This window comes from Amycolatopsis sp. NPDC098790 (assembly GCF_044759945.1).
In the GTDB taxonomy this organism is placed as follows: domain Bacteria; phylum Actinomycetota; class Actinomycetes; order Mycobacteriales; family Pseudonocardiaceae; genus Amycolatopsis.
This window is the reverse complement of record NZ_JBIWAI010000014.1, coordinates 38,013-57,600: the sequence shown is the minus strand read 5'-3', so window position 1 is coordinate 57,600 and position 19,588 is coordinate 38,013. Positions and strand designations below refer to the sequence as shown.

21 protein-coding genes are annotated in these 19,588 nt (G+C 71.3%); 13 read left to right on the top strand and 8 right to left on the bottom strand.

Annotated features, from left to right (window positions below; translation table 11 throughout):
- Positions 1 to 141: 141 nt before the first annotated feature.
- Positions 142 to 972, bottom strand: a complete 831-nt coding sequence (locus ACIQWX_RS50480) for a peptidoglycan-binding protein (RefSeq protein ID WP_400887444.1) — start codon at positions 970 to 972, stop codon at positions 142 to 144.
- A gap of 399 nt (positions 973 to 1,371) precedes the next feature.
- Between ACIQWX_RS50480 and ACIQWX_RS50475 the strand changes: the two genes are divergently transcribed.
- From ACIQWX_RS50475 to ACIQWX_RS50455, 5 genes are all read left to right on the top strand, one after another.
- On the top strand, positions 1,372 to 2,424 hold the full coding sequence (locus tag ACIQWX_RS50475; RefSeq protein ID WP_400887441.1) for a C40 family peptidase: 1,053 nt from the start codon (positions 1,372 to 1,374) through the stop codon (positions 2,422 to 2,424).
- A 55-nt stretch (positions 2,425 to 2,479) separates the two neighbouring features.
- Complete coding sequence (locus ACIQWX_RS50470) at positions 2,480 to 2,902, top strand: hypothetical protein (RefSeq protein WP_400887439.1); 423 nt, start codon at positions 2,480 to 2,482, stop codon at positions 2,900 to 2,902.
- Positions 2,903 to 2,969: 67 nt separating this feature from the next.
- Positions 2,970 to 3,170, top strand: coding sequence for a DUF3072 domain-containing protein (locus ACIQWX_RS50465; RefSeq protein ID WP_364367318.1), 201 nt, complete (start codon positions 2,970 to 2,972; stop codon positions 3,168 to 3,170).
- A 288-nt stretch (positions 3,171 to 3,458) separates the two neighbouring features.
- On the top strand, positions 3,459 to 3,737 hold the full coding sequence (locus ACIQWX_RS50460) for a hypothetical protein (RefSeq protein ID WP_400887436.1): 279 nt from the start codon (positions 3,459 to 3,461) through the stop codon (positions 3,735 to 3,737).
- Between the two features lie 15 nt (positions 3,738 to 3,752).
- Positions 3,753 to 3,920 (top strand): hypothetical protein, encoded by a 168-nt coding sequence (locus tag ACIQWX_RS50455; protein WP_400887433.1) that lies wholly within the window; start codon positions 3,753 to 3,755, stop codon positions 3,918 to 3,920.
- Between the two features lies 1 nt (position 3,921).
- Here ACIQWX_RS50455 and rho read toward each other — a convergent pair whose 3' ends face one another.
- Positions 3,922 to 4,983 carry a transcription termination factor Rho gene (gene rho, locus ACIQWX_RS50450; protein WP_400887431.1) on the bottom strand — a complete coding sequence of 354 codons (1,062 nt, stop codon included), beginning with the start codon at positions 4,981 to 4,983 and terminating at the stop codon, positions 3,922 to 3,924.
- A gap of 244 nt (positions 4,984 to 5,227) precedes the next feature.
- Here rho and ACIQWX_RS50445 point away from each other — a divergent pair, with 244 nt between their 5' ends.
- On the top strand, positions 5,228 to 5,749 hold the full coding sequence (locus ACIQWX_RS50445) for an ATP-binding protein (RefSeq protein WP_400887430.1): 522 nt from the start codon (positions 5,228 to 5,230) through the stop codon (positions 5,747 to 5,749).
- 830 nt (positions 5,750 to 6,579) lie between these two features.
- Here ACIQWX_RS50445 and ACIQWX_RS50440 read toward each other — a convergent pair.
- Positions 6,580 to 6,792, bottom strand: a complete 213-nt coding sequence (locus ACIQWX_RS50440) for a hypothetical protein (RefSeq protein ID WP_400887428.1) — start codon at positions 6,790 to 6,792, stop codon at positions 6,580 to 6,582.
- 44 nt (positions 6,793 to 6,836) lie between these two features.
- A complete protein-coding gene (locus tag ACIQWX_RS50435) occupies positions 6,837 to 8,000 on the bottom strand; it encodes a glycoside hydrolase family 64 protein (protein WP_400887426.1) in 1,164 nt (387 codons plus the stop codon).
- 324 nt (positions 8,001 to 8,324) lie between these two features.
- Between ACIQWX_RS50435 and ACIQWX_RS50430 the strand changes: the two genes are divergently transcribed.
- Together ACIQWX_RS50430 and ACIQWX_RS50425 are read left to right on the top strand one after the other, a co-directional pair.
- The gene (locus ACIQWX_RS50430) at positions 8,325 to 9,221 is read left to right on the top strand and encodes a glycoside hydrolase family 16 protein (RefSeq protein ID WP_400887423.1); all 897 of its coding nucleotides are present in this window, start codon (positions 8,325 to 8,327) and stop codon (positions 9,219 to 9,221) included.
- 16 nt (positions 9,222 to 9,237) lie between these two features.
- Positions 9,238 to 9,732: a methylated-DNA--[protein]-cysteine S-methyltransferase gene (locus ACIQWX_RS50425; RefSeq protein WP_400887422.1), complete on the top strand. Its 495-nt coding sequence runs from the start codon at positions 9,238 to 9,240 to the stop codon at positions 9,730 to 9,732.
- Here ACIQWX_RS50425 and ACIQWX_RS50420 read toward each other — a convergent pair.
- Entirely contained in the window at positions 9,729 to 11,945 is a 2,217-nt protein-coding gene (locus tag ACIQWX_RS50420; protein WP_400887420.1) for a PHB depolymerase family esterase, read from the bottom strand. The genes ACIQWX_RS50425 and ACIQWX_RS50420 overlap by 4 nt on opposite strands.
- Positions 11,946 to 12,081: 136 nt before the next feature.
- On the opposite strand from ACIQWX_RS50420, the gene ACIQWX_RS50415 reads away from it, so the two are divergent.
- From ACIQWX_RS50415 to ACIQWX_RS50400, 4 genes are read left to right on the top strand one after another with little or no spacing between them, the layout of a single operon-like run.
- Complete coding sequence (locus ACIQWX_RS50415) at positions 12,082 to 13,650, top strand: alkaline phosphatase D family protein (protein WP_400887419.1); 1,569 nt, start codon at positions 12,082 to 12,084, stop codon at positions 13,648 to 13,650.
- A gap of 54 nt (positions 13,651 to 13,704) precedes the next feature.
- Entirely contained in the window at positions 13,705 to 14,523 is an 819-nt protein-coding gene (locus ACIQWX_RS50410; RefSeq protein ID WP_400887418.1) for a helix-turn-helix transcriptional regulator, read from the top strand.
- Positions 14,524 to 14,560: 37 nt separating this feature from the next.
- Positions 14,561 to 15,403, top strand: a complete 843-nt coding sequence (locus ACIQWX_RS50405; protein WP_400887415.1) for an oxidoreductase — start codon at positions 14,561 to 14,563, stop codon at positions 15,401 to 15,403.
- Positions 15,400 to 16,122, top strand: coding sequence for an SDR family oxidoreductase (locus ACIQWX_RS50400; protein ID WP_400887413.1), 723 nt, complete (start codon positions 15,400 to 15,402; stop codon positions 16,120 to 16,122). The genes ACIQWX_RS50405 and ACIQWX_RS50400 overlap by 4 nt, the downstream gene beginning before the upstream one ends.
- A 107-nt stretch (positions 16,123 to 16,229) precedes the next feature.
- On the opposite strand, the gene ACIQWX_RS50395 is transcribed toward ACIQWX_RS50400, so the two are convergent.
- Together ACIQWX_RS50395 and ACIQWX_RS50390 are read right to left on the bottom strand one after the other, a co-directional pair.
- The gene (locus ACIQWX_RS50395; RefSeq protein WP_400887411.1) at positions 16,230 to 17,072 is read right to left on the bottom strand and encodes an NAD(P)H-hydrate dehydratase; all 843 of its coding nucleotides are present in this window, start codon (positions 17,070 to 17,072) and stop codon (positions 16,230 to 16,232) included.
- Between the two features lie 4 nt (positions 17,073 to 17,076).
- On the bottom strand, positions 17,077 to 17,796 hold the full coding sequence (locus tag ACIQWX_RS50390) for a histidine phosphatase family protein (protein WP_400887409.1): 720 nt from the start codon (positions 17,794 to 17,796) through the stop codon (positions 17,077 to 17,079).
- An 82-nt stretch (positions 17,797 to 17,878) separates the two neighbouring features.
- Here ACIQWX_RS50390 and ACIQWX_RS50385 point away from each other — a divergent pair, with 82 nt between their 5' ends.
- The gene (locus ACIQWX_RS50385; RefSeq protein ID WP_400887407.1) at positions 17,879 to 19,102 is read left to right on the top strand and encodes a PP2C family protein-serine/threonine phosphatase; all 1,224 of its coding nucleotides are present in this window, start codon (positions 17,879 to 17,881) and stop codon (positions 19,100 to 19,102) included.
- Between the two features lie 18 nt (positions 19,103 to 19,120).
- Here the strand turns inward: ACIQWX_RS50385 and ACIQWX_RS50380 are convergent, their stop codons facing one another.
- Entirely contained in the window at positions 19,121 to 19,504 is a 384-nt protein-coding gene (locus tag ACIQWX_RS50380) for an STAS domain-containing protein (protein ID WP_400887405.1), read from the bottom strand.
- Between the last annotated feature and the right edge of the window lie 84 nt (positions 19,505 to 19,588).

The window sequence follows — 19,588 nt, the reverse complement described above, 5'->3', positions numbered from 1 at the left end:
CCTCCCGCCTCACCCCCCCCCCCCACCCACAGGCACCACTTGTTTATCGCTCCCAAAAATAACATTTTTTTTTTTTTTATCAAAATAAACCGCGGGGGGGGGGGGGGGGGCCCCCCCCCCCCCCCGCCCCGGCTTCCGGCGTCAGCCGCGCTGGTACTCCTCCCACGTCACCTTGGTGACCGAAGGACCGTCGTCCGCGCCGCGGCCGGCGAGGCCGTTCATGCCCAGGTAGTAGTCACCGGTCTGGTGCTGGGCCCCCGACGAGAGGTCCGGGTCGGAGACGGCCATCGCGTGGATGTGGTAGGCGAAACCCTGCGCCGGCGTGCGCAGCCAGGCGGCGAACCCGACCTTGCGCAACGCCTTGAGCAGGTTCGTCCGGCTCGTCGACGACAGGCTGGACACCGAGATGTCCATCGCGCCGCCGCCGTCGTGCGTGCCGGCCGAAGCGTCGACGCCGCCAGGGTTGTACGAACCCTGGGTCAAGCTGACCGACGAACCGAAGATCCCCTCCGCGGCCACGAGCATCGCCTTCGTGCGCGTGTTGAGCGTGACGCCGTGGTAGGTCACGTGGCTGCCCGCCGAAACCGGGCTCGTCACCGTGTACCGGCCCTCGCCCAGCTTCTCCAGGGACGTCTTGCCCGGCAGCCCGGAAGCGTCGATCCCGGTGTAGCCCAGCGACTTCTGGTACTGCGAGTACGCGGTGATCGTCGTGGTGCCGAAGTAGCCGTCGACGTAGGTGCTCGCCAGCAGGCCCTTCGCCTGCAGCGCCTGCTCGACGAGCAGGACGCTGTCGTGCGCGCCCGGCGTCTGCGTGTCGTCGGCGCGGCGCGGGTCGATCTGGGCCGCCTTCAGCACGGCCTCCATGTTCGCCGTGGGCAGCGCCGTCGTGGCCGCCGGCTCGGCCTGAGCCGGTGCGGCCACGGCGAACGCCGCGGCGGTGAGTGCCGTCAGCACGGCGGCCTTCGTGAGCATTCCTGTCCTCCACTGGTCGGCATCGGTACGGCCACGAGGATCACGCCCGGCGATACAAGTGCCGTACAAAAGCGGCATTCGGGTCGGCGTCACAACGTGTAATCCCAGCCACAACCGATCCGGTTCATCCTGGTCCAGACGTGTTTCTTGCCGTCACGCAGAGTTGTCATGGGCCAGCCCTGGACGTTCCCGTGCTCGTTTCGTAACCTGTTCGAGATCTCGCGGCCCCCGGTCGTCGATGAGACGGCGACGCGAGATCGCCGCCGATACCCCCTGACGGGTACCGGACCCCGCCGCGTGCTCTTCCTGTTGCGGTCGAGCACGCGCGGACACGGGCGAGGCCCCCGACTCGCCCCGGTACCCGGCGGCGGCCGATCAGCAAAGGAGACCCGCGCGAGAATGCGTTCGCATCCCGTCAAGCGCGTGGTGTCAGGTGCCCTCGCCGCGGCCTCGGTGATCACTGTCGTCACCATGGCCCAGCCGACGGCCACCGCCGCCCCCGTCCCCGTCCTCCAGGCCCCGCCCACCGGGTCCGACGCCCTGGCCAAGTACCGCGACCTCTCGGCGCAGGCCGAGAAGCTCAACGAGGACCTGCTCAAGGCCCAGGACGACCTGACCGCCAAGCAGGGCCAGCTCGACAAGGCCAACGCCGACGTCACCGCCGCCAAGGACGCCGGTGCCTCCGCCATCGAGGCGAAGAAGAAGTACCAGACGCAGGTCGACCAGTTCGCCGGCGCGTCGTTCACCAGCGGCGTCCAGATGAACAAGCTGTCGGCGCTGCTGGCCGGCACGTCGACGCAGGACTTCCTGGACCGCTCGGCGGCCCTCGAGGTCATCGCGACCGACAAGAACGCCGCGATGGACAACCTCAGCGGCGCGGCCGACAAGGCCACCGCCGCCGAGAAGGCGGCGACGGACGCGGCGAAGCGGGCGACCGACGCCCGGGACGCCGCGGCCAAGCTCGCGTCGGACATCGAAGGCAAGAAGAAGAACCTCCAGGCCCAGATCGACCAGATCGAGGCCCAGAGCAAGACGCTCAGCACCGCCGACAAGACCGCCCAGAAGGACACCGGCGGCAAGGCGCCGACCGTCAAGGCGGCCACCCCGGCCGCGCAGAAGGCGGTCGACGCGGCGCTGAGCAAGCTCGGCAGCGCCTACGTCTACGGCGCCACCGGGCCGAGCACGTTCGACTGCTCGGGCCTGATGCAGTGGGCCTACAAGCAGGCCGGGATCACGCTGCCGCGCACGTCGTCGGCGCAGGCGGGCTTCGGTACGTCGGTGCCGCGCGACCAGCTGCAGCCGGGCGACCTGGTCGCGTACTACTCCCCCGTGTCCCACATCGGGATGTACATCGGCGACGGCAAGATGGTGCACGCCCCGACCAGCGGCGACGTCGTCAAGATCTCGCCGCTGCTGAAGGAGTACGCGGGCGCGACCCGGCCCACGGCGTGACAGCGTGCCCCGTTCCGCGAGGTGTAGAAATCGCGGAACGGGGCACCTTCCGCGCATGGTCGACAACTACGACGCCGCGACGGTCGAGGCCGTCGGCAAGGTCACCGAGGCGCTCGAGACGATCGAGCGGGCGCGCGGGCACCTCTACTCGTTCCACCAGCTGACCGGAAGCGCGGACCTGGCCCTCGGCGAAGCGGTCGAGAAGCTCGAGAAGGCCGGCCACGCGGACTGGGCGCGGCGGATCAACGAGGAGCTGATCGGGCTCAACGTGTTACCCGATCGGTGGACGTTCCAGGTCGTCGAGGAGTACGACGACGGCTACTACAAGGCGTGCCGGGACCTCGAGCGGTCGCTGCTCGAGTCGTTGACGAACGGCCGCCGCCACCTGCACGAACAGCAGATGAAGGACGACCGCCGCACCCACGGCAGGCCGGGCCACGAGGCAGGCGCGCCATCGACCCCACCCGCCGGCTCGTGACCGGCGGTTGTCGTACCCCTGCGCTACAGTCGGACCCAGGCGAACAGATGTTCGATTGGAGGATGTCGTGACCGATCAGGTGGAACCGAACCCGGAGAAGGACCCGAGCGACTGGACGACCGGTGACGAGCCGATGACCGGGCCGCAGAAGTCGTACCTGCAGACGTTGGCGCAGGAGGCCGGGGAGGAAGTGCCGGAGGGGTTGACGAAGGCCGAGGCTTCGGCGCGGATCGATGAGCTGCAGCAGGCCACTGGGCGGGGTAGCTGACGGGCGCGGGCCAGCCGGAGGCGAGTCGGCCGGGCGGAGCCGGAGGCCGGGCTGAGGGGCGGGCCGAAGGCCGGGCCGGCGGCGAGTCGGCCGGGCGAAGCCGGAGGCGAGTCGGCCGGGCGCCGGGCGGCGGAGCCGGAGGGCGAGTCGGCCGGGCAGAGCCGGAGGCCAGGCCGATGGCGGAGCCGGCTGTCGAGCGTCGTGGTTTTGTGCTTCGCGCCACGGCATGTCCCCTTCTGGCCCGGGTAACCGATCCCCAGATGCCCGACTCCCCGAAGGAGGCGTCCCGTGTACCTGACCGTCCTGCTCGCGGCCTTGGCCGGACTCCTCGTGCTCGGCGCGACCGCCGTTCGCGAGCTGCGGAAGCCCTATCCGCTCACCGCGAAGCGCACCTTCGTCGCGACCTGGGTGGTCGGCGCCGGTGGGCTGGCCTGGTGGGCCGTCTCGCCGGGGGCCGCGCCGCTCGTCGTTGTCGTTGTGGGGCTCGGCTTTCTCGTCGCCACGCTGAACCGCGGGCCCGAACGGCCGTCCTACCCGCGCGCCACTCCCTACCAGCCACCTCGTTGATGTGATCGGCGGACGATGTCGCAACCGAACGAACAACCCGAGATCGCGCGGCCGGGCACTCCGGATCCCGACCGGCCGGACGACAACCTTTACGAGCCCGGTGAAGGCGATCCGCCCGACAGCGTCGAAGAAGCCCGTGGTGTCGGGCAGAAGGTGATCGGCGAGCTCCGGGAACGTCGCTGACTCAAGCCGCGGCGGGCAGGGCTGCGCCCGTCACGCGGAGGAGGAACTCGGCGTTGGAGCCGGTCTTGCGGAGCTGGTCGAGCAGCTGCTCGATCGCGTGCGGGCCCTGCAGTGCGTGGCGGACGTCGCGCATCGCGGCCAGTTCGCCCGGGGTGACGAGGAGTTCTTCGCGGCGGGTGCCGGAACCCGGGATGTCGACCGCCGGGAAGGTGCGGCGCTCCGCCGCCTTGCGGTCGAGCTTGAGTTCCGCGTTGCCTGTGCTCTTCAGCTCCTCGAAGAACACCGTGTCGGCCAGCGAACCGGTCTCCACCAGCGCCGAGGCGACGATCGTGAGCGAGCCGCCGCCTTCGAGGTTGCGGGCGGCGCCGAGGATGCGTTTCATCGGCTGCAACGCGGCCGCGTCGACGCCGCCGGACAGCGTGCGTCCCGACGGGCGGGCCGAAAGGTTGTACGCGCGGCCGAGGCGGGTCAGCGAGTCGAGGAGCAGCACGACGTCTTCGCCGCGCTCCACCAGGCGTTTCGCGCGCTCGACGGCGAGTTCCGCCACCGCGACGTGTTCCGCGGGCGGCCGGTCGAAAGTGGACGCGATCACCTCGCCGCGCACGGTCCGGCGCAGCTCGGTGACCTCCTCCGGGCGCTCATCGGCGAGCAGCACCATCAGCCGGCATTCGGGGTGGTTGACCGAGATGCCGTGACCGATGTCACGCAGCACGGTCGTCTTCCCGGCCTTGGGCGGGGAAACGACCAGCGCCCGCTGGCCTTTGCCGAGGGGTGTGACGAGGTCGATGACGCGCGGCAGCAGGCGTGTCGGGGTGGTTTCGAGCAGCAGCCGCTCGTCCGGGTGCACCGGGACCAGGTCGGTGAAGTGCGGGCGCGGTTCCGCCGGATCGGCACCGTTGACGCTGGTGATTTCCTCGGCGGTACCGGTGATTTCGTCGCCCGGGCGCAGCTTGTGCTTGCGGACGAGGGAAAGCGGCAGTGCGACGTCGTCCGGAGCCGGCCGGTAGCCGGTGCGGACAAACGGGGTTTTTCCTGACGTGTCAAGGATTCCGTGAAAGGACATGGGTGTCTCCTGATGAGGTGGCCGGCCCGCGCGGACGGCGGAGCCGGGTACGGAGGAAGAAGGCTGATGAGCCTGGATCCGAGAAGCGTCCTCCGGGCGGCCGAGCGGCCGGCATCCGTGAGGAGCACCTTCACGTTAGCGCGACGTCACGGAAAGCACAACGGGTAAGACCCCGTCGCGGTGGGTAGGTCTGAAGGAGAAGCCCGAGAACGGGGGAACCCGCGGCTGACGATGGGAGTGGATCGTGTATCGACATACCCCGGAACCTGGCGTCGATACGGGCGAGAGCACCGACGGCGACCAAACCGGGACCACGTCCCCGGCGCGCCCGAGCGCCGGCGCCGTGGTCACCTCGACGTTCGAAGAACTGGCGCCCGCCCTGCCCAACGAGATGGCGGGCCTGCGCCGCAAGCTGACCCACTGGCTGGCCGAGCTGCCACTGGACCCGGGCAGCACGCACGACATCACGCTGGCAACGTACGAGGCGCTGGCAAACGTAGCGGCCCACGCGTACCCGGACGGCAACGGCTGGGCCCGCCTGGAGGCAGCACGCAAGGGCGACGCGGTAACGGTGACGGTGACGGACACCGGCTGCGGAATCCCGGCAACACGCCCCCACCAACCGGGGCTGCGAACCTCGGGCGGCCGAGGCCTGGTGCTGATCGACAAGGTGACGGACCAGTCCGACATCGAGTCGGGAGATCAAGGAACAACGATCCACATGACGTGGCGCCCGGCCGCACTGAGGCACAAGAACCCGGCCTGATCGACGGGGAGATCCCGCCGAGGCTGGAAGCACTGGGGAGAGGCGCGAGAATCCGCGCACGGAAGGCTGGCGCGGACCAGCTGGCGCGAATTGGCCGGCGCGGAGAGACCGCGCCGAGGTGGCACCGGCAGAGATTTGCCCGGCACAGCTTGCGTTCGAAGCCCGGACCCGCTTCGCGGACCGGGCTTCGCGCGCGAGAGGCGGGATTACGGACCGGGTTGAGACCGCAGACGGAAAGGCTCGCGGATTGCACGGCCTCGCAAATCGGCTCGCGCGGGAAAGCGGCATGCGCGAGCGAGCTGCAGACAGGTGTGAGTTCGCTCGCACAGCCTGGCTCACGCCAGGCCCGCGGACCCGCTTCGCGGGCCGGGCTTCGCGCGCGAGAGGCGGCATTGCGGGCCGGGTCGAGACCGCAGACGGAAAGGCTCGCGGATTGCACGGCCTCGCAAATCGGCTCGCGCGGGAAAGCGGCATGCGCGAGCGAGCTGCAGACAGGTGTGAGTTCGCTCGCACAGCCTGGCTCACGCCAGGCCCGCGGACCCGCTTCGCGGGCCGGGCCTTCGCGCGCAGAGATTGCCAGCGGCGCAGGCTTGCAACCCGGCTCATTCTCACCCCTGACCCCGGCCCGCCCCTCGGCCCCTGGCACCGGCAAAGATTTGCCCGGCACAGCTTGCGTTCGAAGCCCGGACCCGCTTCGCGGGCCGGGCTTCGCGCGCAGAGATTGCCAGCGGCGCGGGCTTTGCAACCCGGCTCATTCTCACCCCTGACCCCGGCCCGCCCCCGGCCCCTAGCCCCCAAGCCCCCGGCCAAAGTGCCCTACCTCACAACCCTCAAGCCGCCTCGGCCAGCCGCACCAACCGCCCCCGCGGGTACGACACCAACTCCCTCTCCTCGTCCGTCGTGAAGATCTCGACGGAATCCCCCAGCAACTCAGCCGAGGTCACCTGCAGCTGCCACGCGGGCAGGCCCGGCGCCGGCTCGTGCCAGAACCACTGGCCCTTCGTGAGCTGGTCCGCCGGGACCGTCGCGTCGTCCTTGTTCATGCCCATGAGGCTAGCCGTCACCACCGACAGTTTTCGCACTGCCTCTAGGTGTGGGCCGCGTTGATCGTGATCGTCAGGACCTGGGGGTCGCCCGCGAACACCGCGCCGCTGAAGTCGGGGCCTGGGCTCACGTCGTCGTACGGGAACGCATACCCCCGGTTGTCCGGCAGTTTCGAGTGGACGATCCGCGCGTAGTGGTTCGTCGCGTCGCCTCCGTAGAAGCGAGAAGGGTCCTCGTCCGTCGGCTGGTTCGGGTTGTCCAGCAACGTCGTGCGGTTCAGCGCCGCCGCCAGGCGGGGGACGATCGCCTTGCGTGCGTCGCTCGCTCCCGCCGCCAGTGCGAACGGGCCGCTGTCGCAGCTCCACACGTCCGCCGTCGACGGCTTGGCGAACGACTCCGCGCCGAACACCAGCTGGTCGCCCGAAACGCGGCCGGTGAACTTGCCCAGACCCGGGTTCTGCGAGTCCACGACCAGGTCCGTGCCCGCGTACTTCTGCCACACCTGGTCGATGTAGCCGTCGAGGTACCCGCCGAACTGCGCCGCGTGGTGGTGCGGTGACAGCACGCGCAGGTTCCCGCCACCGCCCGTCTGCACCAGGTTCGCCCACTCACCGCCCAAAGAAGACAGCGAAGACGCGATCTGGTCCAGCGCGCCCGCCGGCAGCCCGTTGACCGTCGACGTGCCGGAGCCGGACGTCAGCGACAGGCCCATCGGGATGCCCACGAAGTCGACGTAGCTGATGTTCGCGAACAGTTGCGTGTCGTTGAACGTGAACTCGCTGAACGACCAGTTCTTCCCGTAGTTCGGGTCGCCGGAGTTCAGGAAGCTCGGGTGCACCAGGTTGGGCCCCGGGTCGAGGAAGAAGTCCAGCTTCGCGTCCGTGACGACGTAGATGCGCGCGCCACCCATCTTGGGCACCGACACCTGCGCTCCCGACGCGATCGGGATGGCGCAGTCCTCCGGCAGCGGCGTCGTCGGGGCCGACGGCGACGCCGGGTAGTACGGCGTTCCGTCGGCGCGCAGCAGCACGAGCCTGCCGTCCGGGGTCGTGCCGGTCACGTACGCGTACACGGTTGCGGAGCCGGAGTTGTTCACCAGCTTGAGGCCGAACGTGTCCGGCGTCGCGGCGGACGCGGCCCGCGCGAGGGGTACCGCCGTGGCGAGCGTGGCCGCCGTGAGGCCGAGGAACGAGCGACGGGAGATCATGGTGTCCTCCACGATGAGGGGACGGCGGAGTCCATAGTGGACTTCCGAGGGCGGTTCGCAGGATTCGTTGTGGACGCCAACAAACTATGACCAGTATTTCGTTACCTGGCAACCCTTCGAAAGGAGGTCCAGACCACCGCCAAACCCGGCCCGCGCGTTGCCCAGCGGTCACGAATTCCAAACGGGACGAACCCGGGACTGCCCACGGGTACCGCGTGCCGGGTACTTCCGGGCACACCCCTTGACGCGGGCGCGGTGAACCGATGACAGTGGACGGCCTCGCAGGTCGTGGACGACCGGATTCCCCCAAGGAAGCGAGAACCCATGCGCACCACCAAGCGGCTGGCCGCCCTCGTGGCCACGTTGTCCATCGCCCTCACCGCCGCCCCGGCCCACGCCGAAGCGGGCTGGACCACCGTCTTCCAGGACGACTTCGACGGCGCCGCCGGCACCGGCCTGAACACCCAGGACTGGCTCTACGACACCGGAACCGGCTACCCCGGCGGCGCGGCGAACTGGGGCACCGGCGAAATCGAGACCGCCACGAACTCGACGGACAACGTCTACCACGACGGCCAGGGCCACCTGGCGATCAAGCCGCTGCGCGACGGATCCGGCCAATGGACGTCCGGCCGGATCGAAACGCAGCGCACCGACTTCGCCGCTCCCGAAGGCGGCCAGCTGGAGATCAGCGCGACGCTCAAGCAGCCCTCCCCCGAACACGGCCTCGGCTACTGGCCGGCGTTCTGGGCGATGGGCGCCGACGCCCGCCCGGTCGGCGCGACGAACTGGCCGAGCATCGGCGAGCTGGACATCATGGAAGACGTCAACGCGCTGAGCAAGCACTCCACCACCTTCCACTGTGGACAGTGGCAGGGCGAGTGCCACGACCCGGACGGCATCACCAGCGACCTGCAGGACTGCCCCGGCTGCCAGGACGGCTACCACACCTACTCCGTCGTCGTGGACCGCCGCGACGCCGCCGCCGAGGAACTGCGCTTCTCCCTGGACGGCACCCAAACGTTCTCGGTCAAGCAGAACCAGGTGTCGGACGCGACCTGGAAGGCCGCCGTCGACCACGGCTTCTTCGTCATCTTCGACGTCGCGATCGGCGGCTCCTACCCGAACAAGGTCTGCGGCTGCACCTCCCCCGGTGCGGACATCACGCCCGGCGCCGAAATGAGCATCGACTCGCTCTCGGTGAAGACGAGCGTGGGCTGACCCGTAGGCTGGCGCCATGAAGCACGCCGTCATCGCGTCACCGATCGGACCGCTGACCCTGGTCGGCGACGGCGAGGCGCTGGCCGGGCTCTACTTCGACGGCCACCTGCGGACACCCCGCCTCACCGACCTCGGGACGCGGGACGACGACGCCTTCGAAGCCGCGCGGGCCCAGCTGGGCGAGTACTTCGCGGGCACGCGGCGCGAGTTCGACCTCGAACTCGCGCCGCGCGGCTCGGCGTTCGAGAAGCAGGTCTGGGCGCTGCTGACGAAGATCCCGTACGGCGAAACCCGCACGTACGGGCAGCTGGCCGCCGAGCTGGGCGACCCCGGCGCCGCGCAGGCCATCGGGAACGCCAACGGCTGGAACCCGATCAGCGTCATCGTGCCGTGCCACCGCGTGGTCGGCACCAGCGGCGGCCTGACCGGGTACGCCGGCGGCCTCACCCGCAAGCGGTTCCTCCTGAGCCTCGAGGAACCGCCCGCGGACGAGGTCGGCCGGCTGTTCTAGCCCGCCGAGCAGGTCACGGCGGGCGCCGTCAGGTTCCCGCCGTGCTCGACGGTGAACCCGATGACGTTGCCGCTGCCGTTGGGCCGCGCGGTCAGCACGTACCCGGTGCTGTCCCAGGTCCCGGTGTAGTTCCAGCTGCCGATGACCTTCTGCGGTGCGTGGAAGGTGATCGTGAGGACCCAGCTGTTCGACCCGGTCACCGTCACCTGGCCGTTGAAGCCGACGTTCCACTCCGCCGTCTTGGCGTAGGTGCCCGTGCAGCCACCAGGAGCCGGGGTGGTCGGGGTGGTGGTGGGCGTGGTCGGCGTGGTGGTCGGCGGCGGAGTCGTACCGCCGTTCAGCGCGTCGAGCACGGCGGTGTAGGCCGCCTTCTTCTGGCCGTTGCCGTCGAACAGCAGCGGCGTGGCCGAGGCCCGCCACGAGTCCGTGTCGCGGATGCCCCACACGGTGATGCCGGTGCAGCGCGCGACCGCCAGGCAGGCCTGGGTCACGGTCCGGTAGTTGTTCGCCTGGGCCGTGCCCGACCCTTCGATGTCCAGCTCGGTGATCTGCACGTCCACGCCGAGGTCGGCGAAGTTCTGCAGCGTCGTCCGGTAGTTCGACGGCACCGGGCTGTTGGGGTTGAAGTGCGACTGGAAGCCGACGCAGTCGATCGGCACGCCGCGGGCCTTGAAGTCCTGGACCATCCGGTAGACGGCCTGGGTCTTCGCCTGGCTCCAGTCGTCGGTGTTGTAGTCGTTGTAGCAGAGCTTCGCGCTCGCGTCGGCCGCCCGCGCGGCGCGGAACGCCGCTTCGATCCAGTCGTTGCCGGTGCGCTGCAGGTTCGAATCACGCCGGGCACCCGAGCTGCCGTCGGCGAACGCCTCGTTGACGACGTCCCAGGCGTAGATCTTGCCGCGGTAGTGGGTCGCGACCTGCGTGACGTGGTTCAGCATCGCCGAGCGCAGCGCCGAGCCCTCCATGCTCTGCATCCAGCCGGGCTGCTGCGAGTGCCAGGCCAGGGTGTGCCCGCGCATCCGGGCGCCCTGGCTCGTCGCCTGGGCGACGATCCGGTCGGCGTTGCCGTAGGAGAACTGGTTCTGCGACGGCTCGGTCGCGTCGATCTTCATCTCGTTCTCGGGCGTGACCATGGAGAACTCGCGGCTCAGGATCCCGGTGTAGACGCTGTCCGAGAGCTTGCCCGCCGAGACGGCGGTGCCGAAGTACCGTCCGGTCCCGCTCGCCGCGCTGCCCAGCGTGGTGCCGGCCGACGGCGTCGGCGACGTCGTCGTGGTGGTCGAACCCCCGCTGTTCAGGCCGAGGAACGCGATCGCGTACGCCACCATCCCGTTCTGCGGCAGCGAGTGCCCGGCGCCCTGGACGCTGATCCCCTCGACCGGCGCCTGCGCGCCGGTGCCGCCGTAGCGGGTGCGCGTCCAGCCGGACTGCGGCGAGTCGCTCGACGACGGCGTCTGGCTCACCCCGCGCAAGTTCGTCCACTGCTTGATCTCTTCCCCGAAGTTCGGGTAGCGCAGGGTGTCGTCGGCAGTGCCGTGCCACAGCTGCATCCGCGGGTACGGGCCGCTGCGCCCGCCGCTCATCTGCCGGGCCTGGTCGCCCCACTGCTGGGCGGTCTTGATCAGCTGGCCGCCCGAGCACTGGCTGTTCCAGCTCGACCCGTCGGTGGTGGCGAAGCAGCCGGCGGGCACGCCCATGAACGCCGAGCCGGCGGCGAAGACGTCCGGGTACTCCGCGGCCAGGACGTTCGTCATCATCGCGCCGGAGGAGAACCCGGTGACGAACACGCGGGCGGGGTCGACGTTGTAGTGCTGCTTGGCGTAGTCGACCATCGACAGGATGCCGACCGGGTCGCTGCCGCCGCCGCGCGTGAGGGCCTGCGGCGAGGAGACGTCGAAGCACTGCCCGCTGCGCGTGGCCTCCGGGAACACGATGACGTACCCGTACTGGTCGGCCGCGGTGACGTAGTCGCGCGCGTAGCCGTTGAACACCGCCGAGGCCGAGCCGGTGCAGTAGTGGATGGCGACCAGCAGCGCCGGCCGGGCGGCGACGCGGTCCGGGACGTAGGCGTACATGTTGAGGTTGCTGGGGTTGGTGCCGAAACCGGTCACGCGGGTCAGCGTGGCCGCGGACGCGGGCTGCGCCGTGATCACCAGCACGATCGCGGCGGCGATCGACAGCACGGCGGCGAGGAGGGCGCTGAAGAGTCTTCGCACTCGACGGTTCCTTTCCGGGGAGCAGGGCGCAGCTGCGACGATCGTTGGTTCGCCACCCGGGACCGGTCAACGATTTTCGGAAAGTTTCGGACTCCCCGAACTGCCGGCTTGCGTTACTGCTGCGAGGATCCGGGGCATGACCGAGCTGCTCCTGGGCCCCCTCCTGAGACACGTCGACGCCACCTCGGCGACGATCTGGGTCGAGACGGACCGGCCGTGCGAAGTCCGCGTCGCCGAAGCGCGAGCGCGGACGTTCGAGGTGTCCGGGCACCACTACGCGCTGGTCGTGCTCGAAGGCCTGGAACCCGGACGCAGCACGCCCTACGAGGTCCGGCTCGACGGCGAGCTCGTCTGGCCCGAGCCGGACGGCGACCTGCCGCCCAGCCGGATCCGGACGCTGGCCCCGGGCGACCCGCGGTTCCGGCTGGTGTTCGGGTCGTGCCGCAAGCCGCGGGAGCAGGACGCGCTCGGCCCGGACGCGCTCGCGGCCTACGCCCACCGGATGGCCGGGCTCGACGAGGCCGAATGGCCGGAGTCGCTGCTCCTGCTGGGGGATCAGGTCTACGCCGACGAAACCACCGACGCGACGCAGGAGTGGCTCGCCACCCGCCGCGACCCGAAGGTGCCACCGGGCAAGGAGGTCGCCGACTTCGAGGAGTACTGCCACCTGTACTTCGAGGCTTGGTGCGAGCCGTCGGTGCGCTGGCTGCTGTCCACCGTGCCGACGTCGATGATCTTCGACGACCACGACGTCCGCGACGACTGGAACACCTCGCAGGCGTGGCGCGAGCAGATGGCCCGCGAGTCGTGGTGGCCGGAGCGGATCCGCGGGGCGCTCGTGTCGTACTGGGTCTACCAGCACCTCGGCAACCTGGGCCCGCACGAGCTGGCCGAAGACGACCTGTTCCAGCAGGTGACGAAGTCCGGGATCGACAACGCGGACCTGCTGCGCGAGTTCGCCGACCGGGCCGACCGCGAGGCCGACGGCGCCAAGGGCACCCGGTGGTCCTACCGGCGCGACTTCGGCCCGGTCCGGCTGCTGGTCATCGACTCGCGCGCCGGGCGGATCCTCGGCGGCGGCGAACGCTCGATGGTCGGCGACGAGGAGTTCCGCTGGATCGAGGAGCAGACCGAGGGCGAGTACGGCCACCTGCTGATCGGCACGTCGCTGCCGTGGCTGATGCCGACCGCGCTCTCGGCCGCCCAGTCGGTCAACGAGCGGCTCTGCGCGCGGCCGGGGCTGGTCGGGCGGGTGTCCGAGTGGTTCCGGCAGCTCGCCGACCTCGAGCACTGGCCGGCGTTCCGCGAGTCGTTCGACCGCCTGACCCGGCTGATCGCCCGGGTCGCCGACGACGGCCCGGCGTCGGTGAGCGTGCTCTCGGGCGACGTCCACCACGCGTACGTCGCCCGCGCCGACCTCCCGGGGGCGCCGGTGCACCAGCTGACCTGCTCGCCGGTGCACAACACCGTGCCCTGGTACATGAACCGGCTGTTCCGGGCCGGCTGGGCGCGCGGGCTGACCCGGCTGAGCGAGGGGCTGGCGCGCCGCGTCGGCGTCCCGCCCGCGCCGCTGACCTGGAGCTGCGTGTCGGGGCCGCACTTCGGCAACGCCGTGATGACGCTGGACGTCGACGGCCGCGAAGCCACGGCGACGCTGCTGCGGGCGGACCACGACGAGGCGCCGATCCGGCTCACGGGAGCGTGAGGGTGGGTGCGCCGCGGCCACCCAGGTGCCGCTGATCGGCGTTAGCCTCGGATCATGCCCAGCGAGAACCAGCTCGGAGAGTTCCTCCGGGCCCGCCGCGAACAGGTGGGACCCGAGGACCTCGGGCTGCCCGCGGGCGGGTCGCGCCGGGTGGCGGGCCTGCGCCGCGAGGAGGTCGCGGTGCTCGCCGGGGTCAGCACCGACTACTACGTCCGGCTCGAACAGGGCCGCGAGCGCAACCCGTCGCCGCAGGTCCTGGACGCGCTGGCGCACGGGCTGGCCCTCGACGAGGACGCCACCGCCCACCTGCACCGGCTGGCCCGGCCCGCTCCGAAACGCCGCCGCCCGCGGCGCCGGGAGCAGGTCAGCCCGAACCTCCTGCGCCTGATGGACGGCTGGCCGGACACACCCGCGCTGGTGCTCGGCCGGTGCCTCGAAGTGCTCGCGCACAACGCGCTGGGCGAGGCGCTGTTCGCCGGGCACACCCACAGCGGTGACCTCGTCCGGCTGGTGTTCCTCGACCCGGACGCGCGCCGGTTCTACCCGGACTGGGAGCGCGTCGCGGTCAACACCGTCGGCGGCCTGCGGGTGGCCGCCGGGCTCGACCCGGACGACCCGCGGCTCATCGAGACGGTCGGCGAGCTGTCGGTCAAGAGCGCCGACTTCCGCCGGCTGTGGGCCCGCCACGACATCCGGCAGAAAACGCACGAAACCAAGCGGTTCCACCACCCGCAGGTCGGCGAGCTGACGCTCAGCTACGAGGCGCTGACCGTCAACAGCGCGCCCGGCCAGCAGCTCGTCGTCTACCAGGCCGAGCCCGGCAGTTCGTCGGAAGCCGCGCTCGCCCTGCTCGGCAGCCTCGCCGCTTCCTGAGCCCTTTCCATTTCCACGATGGACGGAGTACTTCGTCATGCCCGAAAACTGGTTCATCACCGGCTGCTCCACCGGCCTCGGCCGGGCACTGGCCGAAGCCGTGCTCGACCGCGGTTTGCGTGCCGTCGTCACGGCCCGCGACCCGGCGAGCGTCGCCGACCTCGTCGCGGACCACGATGACCGCGCGCTGGCCCTGCCGCTCGACGTCACCGACCACGCGCAGGTCGTCGATGCGGTCGCAAAAGCCGAAAGCGCGTTCGGCGGGATCGACGTCCTGGTCAACAACGCCGGCTACGGCTACCTCGCCGCGGTCGAGGAAGGCGAGGACGACGAGGTCCGCAGGCTGTTCGACGCCAACGTGTTCGGCCTCGCCGACGTCACGAAGGCGGTGCTGCCGGGCATGCGCGCCCGGCGGAGCGGGCACGTCGTGAACGTGTCCTCGCTCGGCGGGCTCGCCGCCTTCGGGGCCACCGGCTACTACCACGCGACGAAGTTCGCCGTGGAAGGGCTTTCCGAGTCGCTGCAAGCGGAAGTGGCCCCGCTCGGCATCAAGGTCACCATCGTGGAGCCCGCCGCGTTCCGCACCAACTGGTCCGGGCCGTCGATGCGGCAGTCGGCGATCCGCATCGACGACTACGCCGGGACGGCCGGCGCGCGCCGCACGGCGACCACCGCCACCTACGGCCGGCAGCCCGGCGACCCGGTCCGCGCGGCCGAGGCGATCCTCACTGCTGTCGACGCCGAAGAGCCGCCGCTGCGGCTGCTGCTCGGCAAGGCCGCCTACACCATCGCCACCGCCCGGCTCGACACCCTGCGGGCCGGCTTCGACACCTGGCGCGAGACCACCCTCGGCGCCGACTTCCCGGAAGGAACCCCGTGAGCAAGATCGTCCTCATCACCGGCGCCAGCAGCGGCATCGGCCACGCCACCGCGCTGCGCCTGGCCCGCGAAGGCCACCACGTCGTGCTCGGCGCCCGCCGGGAGGACCGGCTGACCGCGCTGGCGAAGGAGATCCACGACGCCGGCGGCACCGCCGACGTGCACCGCCTCGACGTCACCGACCGCGCGGAGGTCGCCGCCTTCGCCGACGCCGCCGTCGAAGCGCACGGCCGGCTCGACGTGTTCGTCGCCAACGCCGGCGTGATGCCGTTGTCGCGGTTGGACTCCCTGCACGTCGAGGAGTGGGACCGGATGATCGACGTCAACGTCCGCGGCCTGCTGCACGGGATCGCGGCCGCGCTGCCGCACTTCGGGCGGCAGGGGTCCGGGCACTTCGTGACGATCGCCTCGACCGGCGCGCACGAGGTCGTGCCGACGGCCGCGGTCTACTGCGGCACGAAGTACGCCGCCCGCGCGATCACCGAAGGGCTGCGCCTCGAAGCCGGACCGGGCATCCGCGTGACGACCGTCTCGCCGGGCGTCGTCGAGTCCGAACTGGCCGACTCCATCACCGAACCCGGTGCGCGGGAAGCGATGCGGACCTACCGCGCGGTGACGCTGCCGCCGGACACCATCGCCGGGGCGGTCTCCTACGCGATCGGGCAGCCGGACGGCGTCGACGTCAACGAGGTCGTCGTGCGGCCCACCGCCCAGCGCTAGTGTCGCGCGTCCGGTGCCGGCCGGCCGGACGCCATGAACGAGTCGTTCATGGCGTCCGACGAGGTGAACGGGTCGTTCACCGCATCGCCGCGGCCCGGGTTGCCGGCTCAGCGCTCCAGCTCGGCGATCACCCGCGGGATCTCGGCCACCAGCTCGCGCGCGAGCAACCCCGTGCGGCCGGTGTCCGGGATCAGCCGCTGGCCCGCCACGGCGTGGACGTGCGTCGCCCAGCAGGCGGCCTGGCCGAGGTCCGCGCCGCGGGCGAGGAACCCGCCGGTCAGGCCGGCCAGGACGTCGCCGCTGCCGGAGGTCGCCAGTCCGATGTGGCCGCTGCCGTCCCGCCAGGTCCGGCCGCCCGGCTCGGCGACCACGCCGAAGAGCAGCACGACCCCTTCGTAGCGCTCGGCGATCCGGACCGCGGTTTCGAGGTCGTCGACGTCTTCTTCGGCGCAGCCGTCGAGGAAGGCGGCTTCGGTCCGGTTCGGCGTCAGCACGAGCCGGCCGGACAACGGCTTCGCCAGCTCCGGAGCCCGGCTCAGCGCGCCGAGCGCGAAGGCGTCGAGCACCACGCGGGCGTCCGGCGCGATGGCGGGCACCAAGCGCCGCAACAGGTCTTCGGTCTCTTCGACGCCGGTGAGCCCGGGGCCGACCACGACCGTGCCGGCGCCCGGCAGCACGTCGGCCAGCCGGTCGACGGCGTCCCCGCCGATCGCGCCGGACTCCGTTTCGGGCAGCCCGAACACCGACGACTCGGGCACCGAAACGCCGAGCGCGCCCGCGTGCCGTTCGCTCACCGCGAGCTGCAGCGTGCCGGCCCCGGCGCGCAGGGCGGCCGTCCCGGACAGCGCCGGCGCGCCCGGCACCGTGCGGGCGCCGCCGAGCACGAGCACGGTGCCGCGGTCCTCGGTGCCGATCCGCCCGTCCCGCAACAGGGCAGGGCTGATCGGCACCGGGTCAGGAGAGCTGTTCGGCGGCATCGTCGTCCGCCGTGGGCGGGGTGTCGGTGGCGTGCAGGTGGCCGACCTCCTGGGCCAGCACCATGGTGAACCCGCCGTCGCGGTCGCGCTCCCAGGCCGTCACCGACCCGTTCGGGACCTCGGTGGCGTTCGCCGCGCGCAGCAGGTCGGGCTCCGGCAGGCCTTCGAGCAGGTAACGCAGCGCGAAGACGGTCATCTCGTGCGCGGCCAGCAGCACGCGCTTGCCGCCGTGGTCCGCGCTCAGCTCGCGCATGAGGGACCGCAGCCGCAGCACGACGTCCGCCCAGGACTCCCCGCCCGGCGGCCGGTAGTAGAACTTGCCCAGCCGCCGCTTGCGGCGCAGCTCGTCGGGCCACTGCTCCTCGACGCCGTGCGAGGTCAGCAGGTCGAGCACCCCGAGCTCGCGGTCGCGCAGCCGTTCGTCCGGGACGACCGGGACGCCGTCCGGCGTGGCCAGCAGCGCGGTGTCCCAGGCGCGGCGGTAGGTCGAGGTGACCACGAGGTCCGGCGGGCGCTCGGCGAAGAACTCCCCCGCCGCCTTCGCCTGCTCGCGGCCGAGGTCGGTCAGCGGCACGTCGGCGTCGCGCTCGGCGATGTCGATCACATCCGCCCCCGCGGACTCCGCTTCCTCACGGGCCACGTTCCCGGTGCTCTGTCCGTGGCGCAGCACGGCCACCCAGTCCAAGTCGACGCTCACGAGCGGGTGGTTACCCGCGGGGACCCGCCGTCGAAACCCGGGATGGTTAGGCGCGCAAAGGAGTTCCGGCTAGGGTCTTCGCATGTCCCGGAGTCTCGGCGCCCACGACCGGCTGCAGCAGCTGGAGAAGATCATCGGCGTACCCGCCGAACACCTGGGGCTGGCCGAGTTGCTCGCCGAGACCCTGCAGCGCCTGCGCGAGGTCATGGAGGTCGACACCGCGACCGTGCTGCGGTACCAGCCCAGCGGCCGCCAGCTGGTGGCGTTCGCCGCGGCGGGTATCGAAGAGGAGGTCCACCAGGGCGTCCGGGTGCCGGTCGGCAGCGGGTTCGCCGGCCGGGTCGCGCTCGAGCGGCAGCCGGTCGTGCTCGACCACGTCGACGAGACGACCGTCGTGAACTCCCTGCTGTGGGAACGGGGGCTGCGCGCGATGCTCGGCGTGCCGATGCTCGCCGGGCCCGAGCTGGTCGGCGTGCTGCACGTCGGGTCCGTCGCGCCGCGGGCGTTCACCGAGGCCGAAGTCGCGACGATGCAGCTGCTCGCCGACCGCCTCGCCATGGCGATCCAGGTCGAAGCACTCGAAGAGAACCGCACCGCCACCATGGCGCTGCAGCGCAGCCTGCTGCCCAGCAGCCTGCCGGACGTGCCCGGCCTGGCCTTCGGGGCGCGGTACGTGCCCGGTGCGGAAACCGGGCTCGGCGGCGACTGGTACGACCTGTTCGTCCTGCCCGGCGACCGGCTCGGCGTCGTGATGGGCGACGTCTCCGGCCACGGGCTGGAGGCCGCCGTGATCATGGGACGGCTGCGCAGCGCCCTGCGCGCCTACGCCCTCGACTGCGAGAGCCCCGACGAGGTGCTCGCCAAGCTCGACCGCAAGGCCAACCACTTCGAGCACGGCGCGATGGCCACCGTCGCCTACGGGATCGTCGAACCGGGCCGCGAGACCCTCGCCCTCTCGCTCGCCGGGCACCTGCCGCCCGCGCTGGCCCTGCCCGGCGAACCGGGCCGGCTGGTGGACGTACCGCCGGATCCCCCGATCGGGCTGACCATCGGCGAGCCCCAGCGGCGCACGACGGTCATCGACCTGCCACTGGAAAGCGTGCTCACGTTCTACACCGACGGCTTGGTGGAGCGCCGGGACCGGCCGGTGGACGTGGGGATGCGGCAGCTGACGGAGGCGCTGCGCACCGGCGACCCCGAACGGGTCTGCGCGCAGCTGATGGCCGCGATGATCGGCAACCAGGCGGCCCAGGACGACGTCGCCCTGCTGGCCATCCGGCGCCTGGCTGCCCCGGCCGGCGGCTGACCCCGGCCGGGACCGACCTCAGGACGCGGTCAGCGCCGCTTCGCGGGTCGGGAACAGCGAGAGGCTGTCCTCCAGCCCGGTCAGCTGGATCGGGCGCAGGGTCGCCCGGCCGGACGCGACGATCCGCACCGCGGTGCCGGGGCCGGCGTCGCGGTGGATGGTCAGCAACGCCGTCAGCCCGGGTGAGGCGAGGAATTCCACCCGGGTCAGGTCGACGACCAGCAGCGGCGGGGCCGCCGCCAGCACCTCTTCCGCGGCCTGCACGAGGGCGGGCGCGGTGGTGGTGTCCACGTCTCCGGCCACCTCGACGACGACCGCGTCGCCCTGCTCCGTTCGGGCGATCCGGAATTCGCCGAATGGCACAGCGGTGGCCGAGCCCTCACTGTGGATGTGCTCCGTCATCGTGTTTTTCTCCTCGCCTTCGGCAGCGCCCCCCGAATCTGCCGGCGGGCGCGCTTGATCACGAAGGCTGTTTGCTCAACCGGG

Bases quoted from the DNA above. Each gene is read 5' to 3' on its own strand.
- ACIQWX_RS50480 (WP_400887444.1), bottom strand. From the start codon at position 972: ATGCTCACGAAGGCCGCCGTGCTGACGGCACTCACCGCCGCGGCGTTC.
- ACIQWX_RS50475 (WP_400887441.1), top strand. From the start codon at position 1,372: ATGCGTTCGCATCCCGTCAAGCGCGTGGTGTCAGGTGCCCTCGCCGCG.
- ACIQWX_RS50470 (WP_400887439.1), top strand. From the start codon at position 2,480: ATGGTCGACAACTACGACGCCGCGACGGTCGAGGCCGTCGGCAAGGTC.
- ACIQWX_RS50455 (WP_400887433.1), top strand. From the start codon at position 3,753: ATGTCGCAACCGAACGAACAACCCGAGATCGCGCGGCCGGGCACTCCG.
- rho (WP_400887431.1), bottom strand. From the start codon at position 4,983: ATGTCCTTTCACGGAATCCTTGACACGTCAGGAAAAACCCCGTTTGTC.
- ACIQWX_RS50440 (WP_400887428.1), bottom strand. From the start codon at position 6,792: ATGAACAAGGACGACGCGACGGTCCCGGCGGACCAGCTCACGAAGGGC.
- ACIQWX_RS50435 (WP_400887426.1), bottom strand. From the start codon at position 8,000: ATGATCTCCCGTCGCTCGTTCCTCGGCCTCACGGCGGCCACGCTCGCC.
- ACIQWX_RS50430 (WP_400887423.1), top strand. From the start codon at position 8,325: ATGCGCACCACCAAGCGGCTGGCCGCCCTCGTGGCCACGTTGTCCATC.
- ACIQWX_RS50425 (WP_400887422.1), top strand. From the start codon at position 9,238: ATGAAGCACGCCGTCATCGCGTCACCGATCGGACCGCTGACCCTGGTC.
- ACIQWX_RS50415 (WP_400887419.1), top strand. From the start codon at position 12,082: ATGACCGAGCTGCTCCTGGGCCCCCTCCTGAGACACGTCGACGCCACC.
- ACIQWX_RS50410 (WP_400887418.1), top strand. From the start codon at position 13,705: ATGCCCAGCGAGAACCAGCTCGGAGAGTTCCTCCGGGCCCGCCGCGAA.
- ACIQWX_RS50405 (WP_400887415.1), top strand. From the start codon at position 14,561: ATGCCCGAAAACTGGTTCATCACCGGCTGCTCCACCGGCCTCGGCCGG.
- ACIQWX_RS50385 (WP_400887407.1), top strand. From the start codon at position 17,879: ATGTCCCGGAGTCTCGGCGCCCACGACCGGCTGCAGCAGCTGGAGAAG.
- ACIQWX_RS50380 (WP_400887405.1), bottom strand. From the start codon at position 19,504: ATGACGGAGCACATCCACAGTGAGGGCTCGGCCACCGCTGTGCCATTC.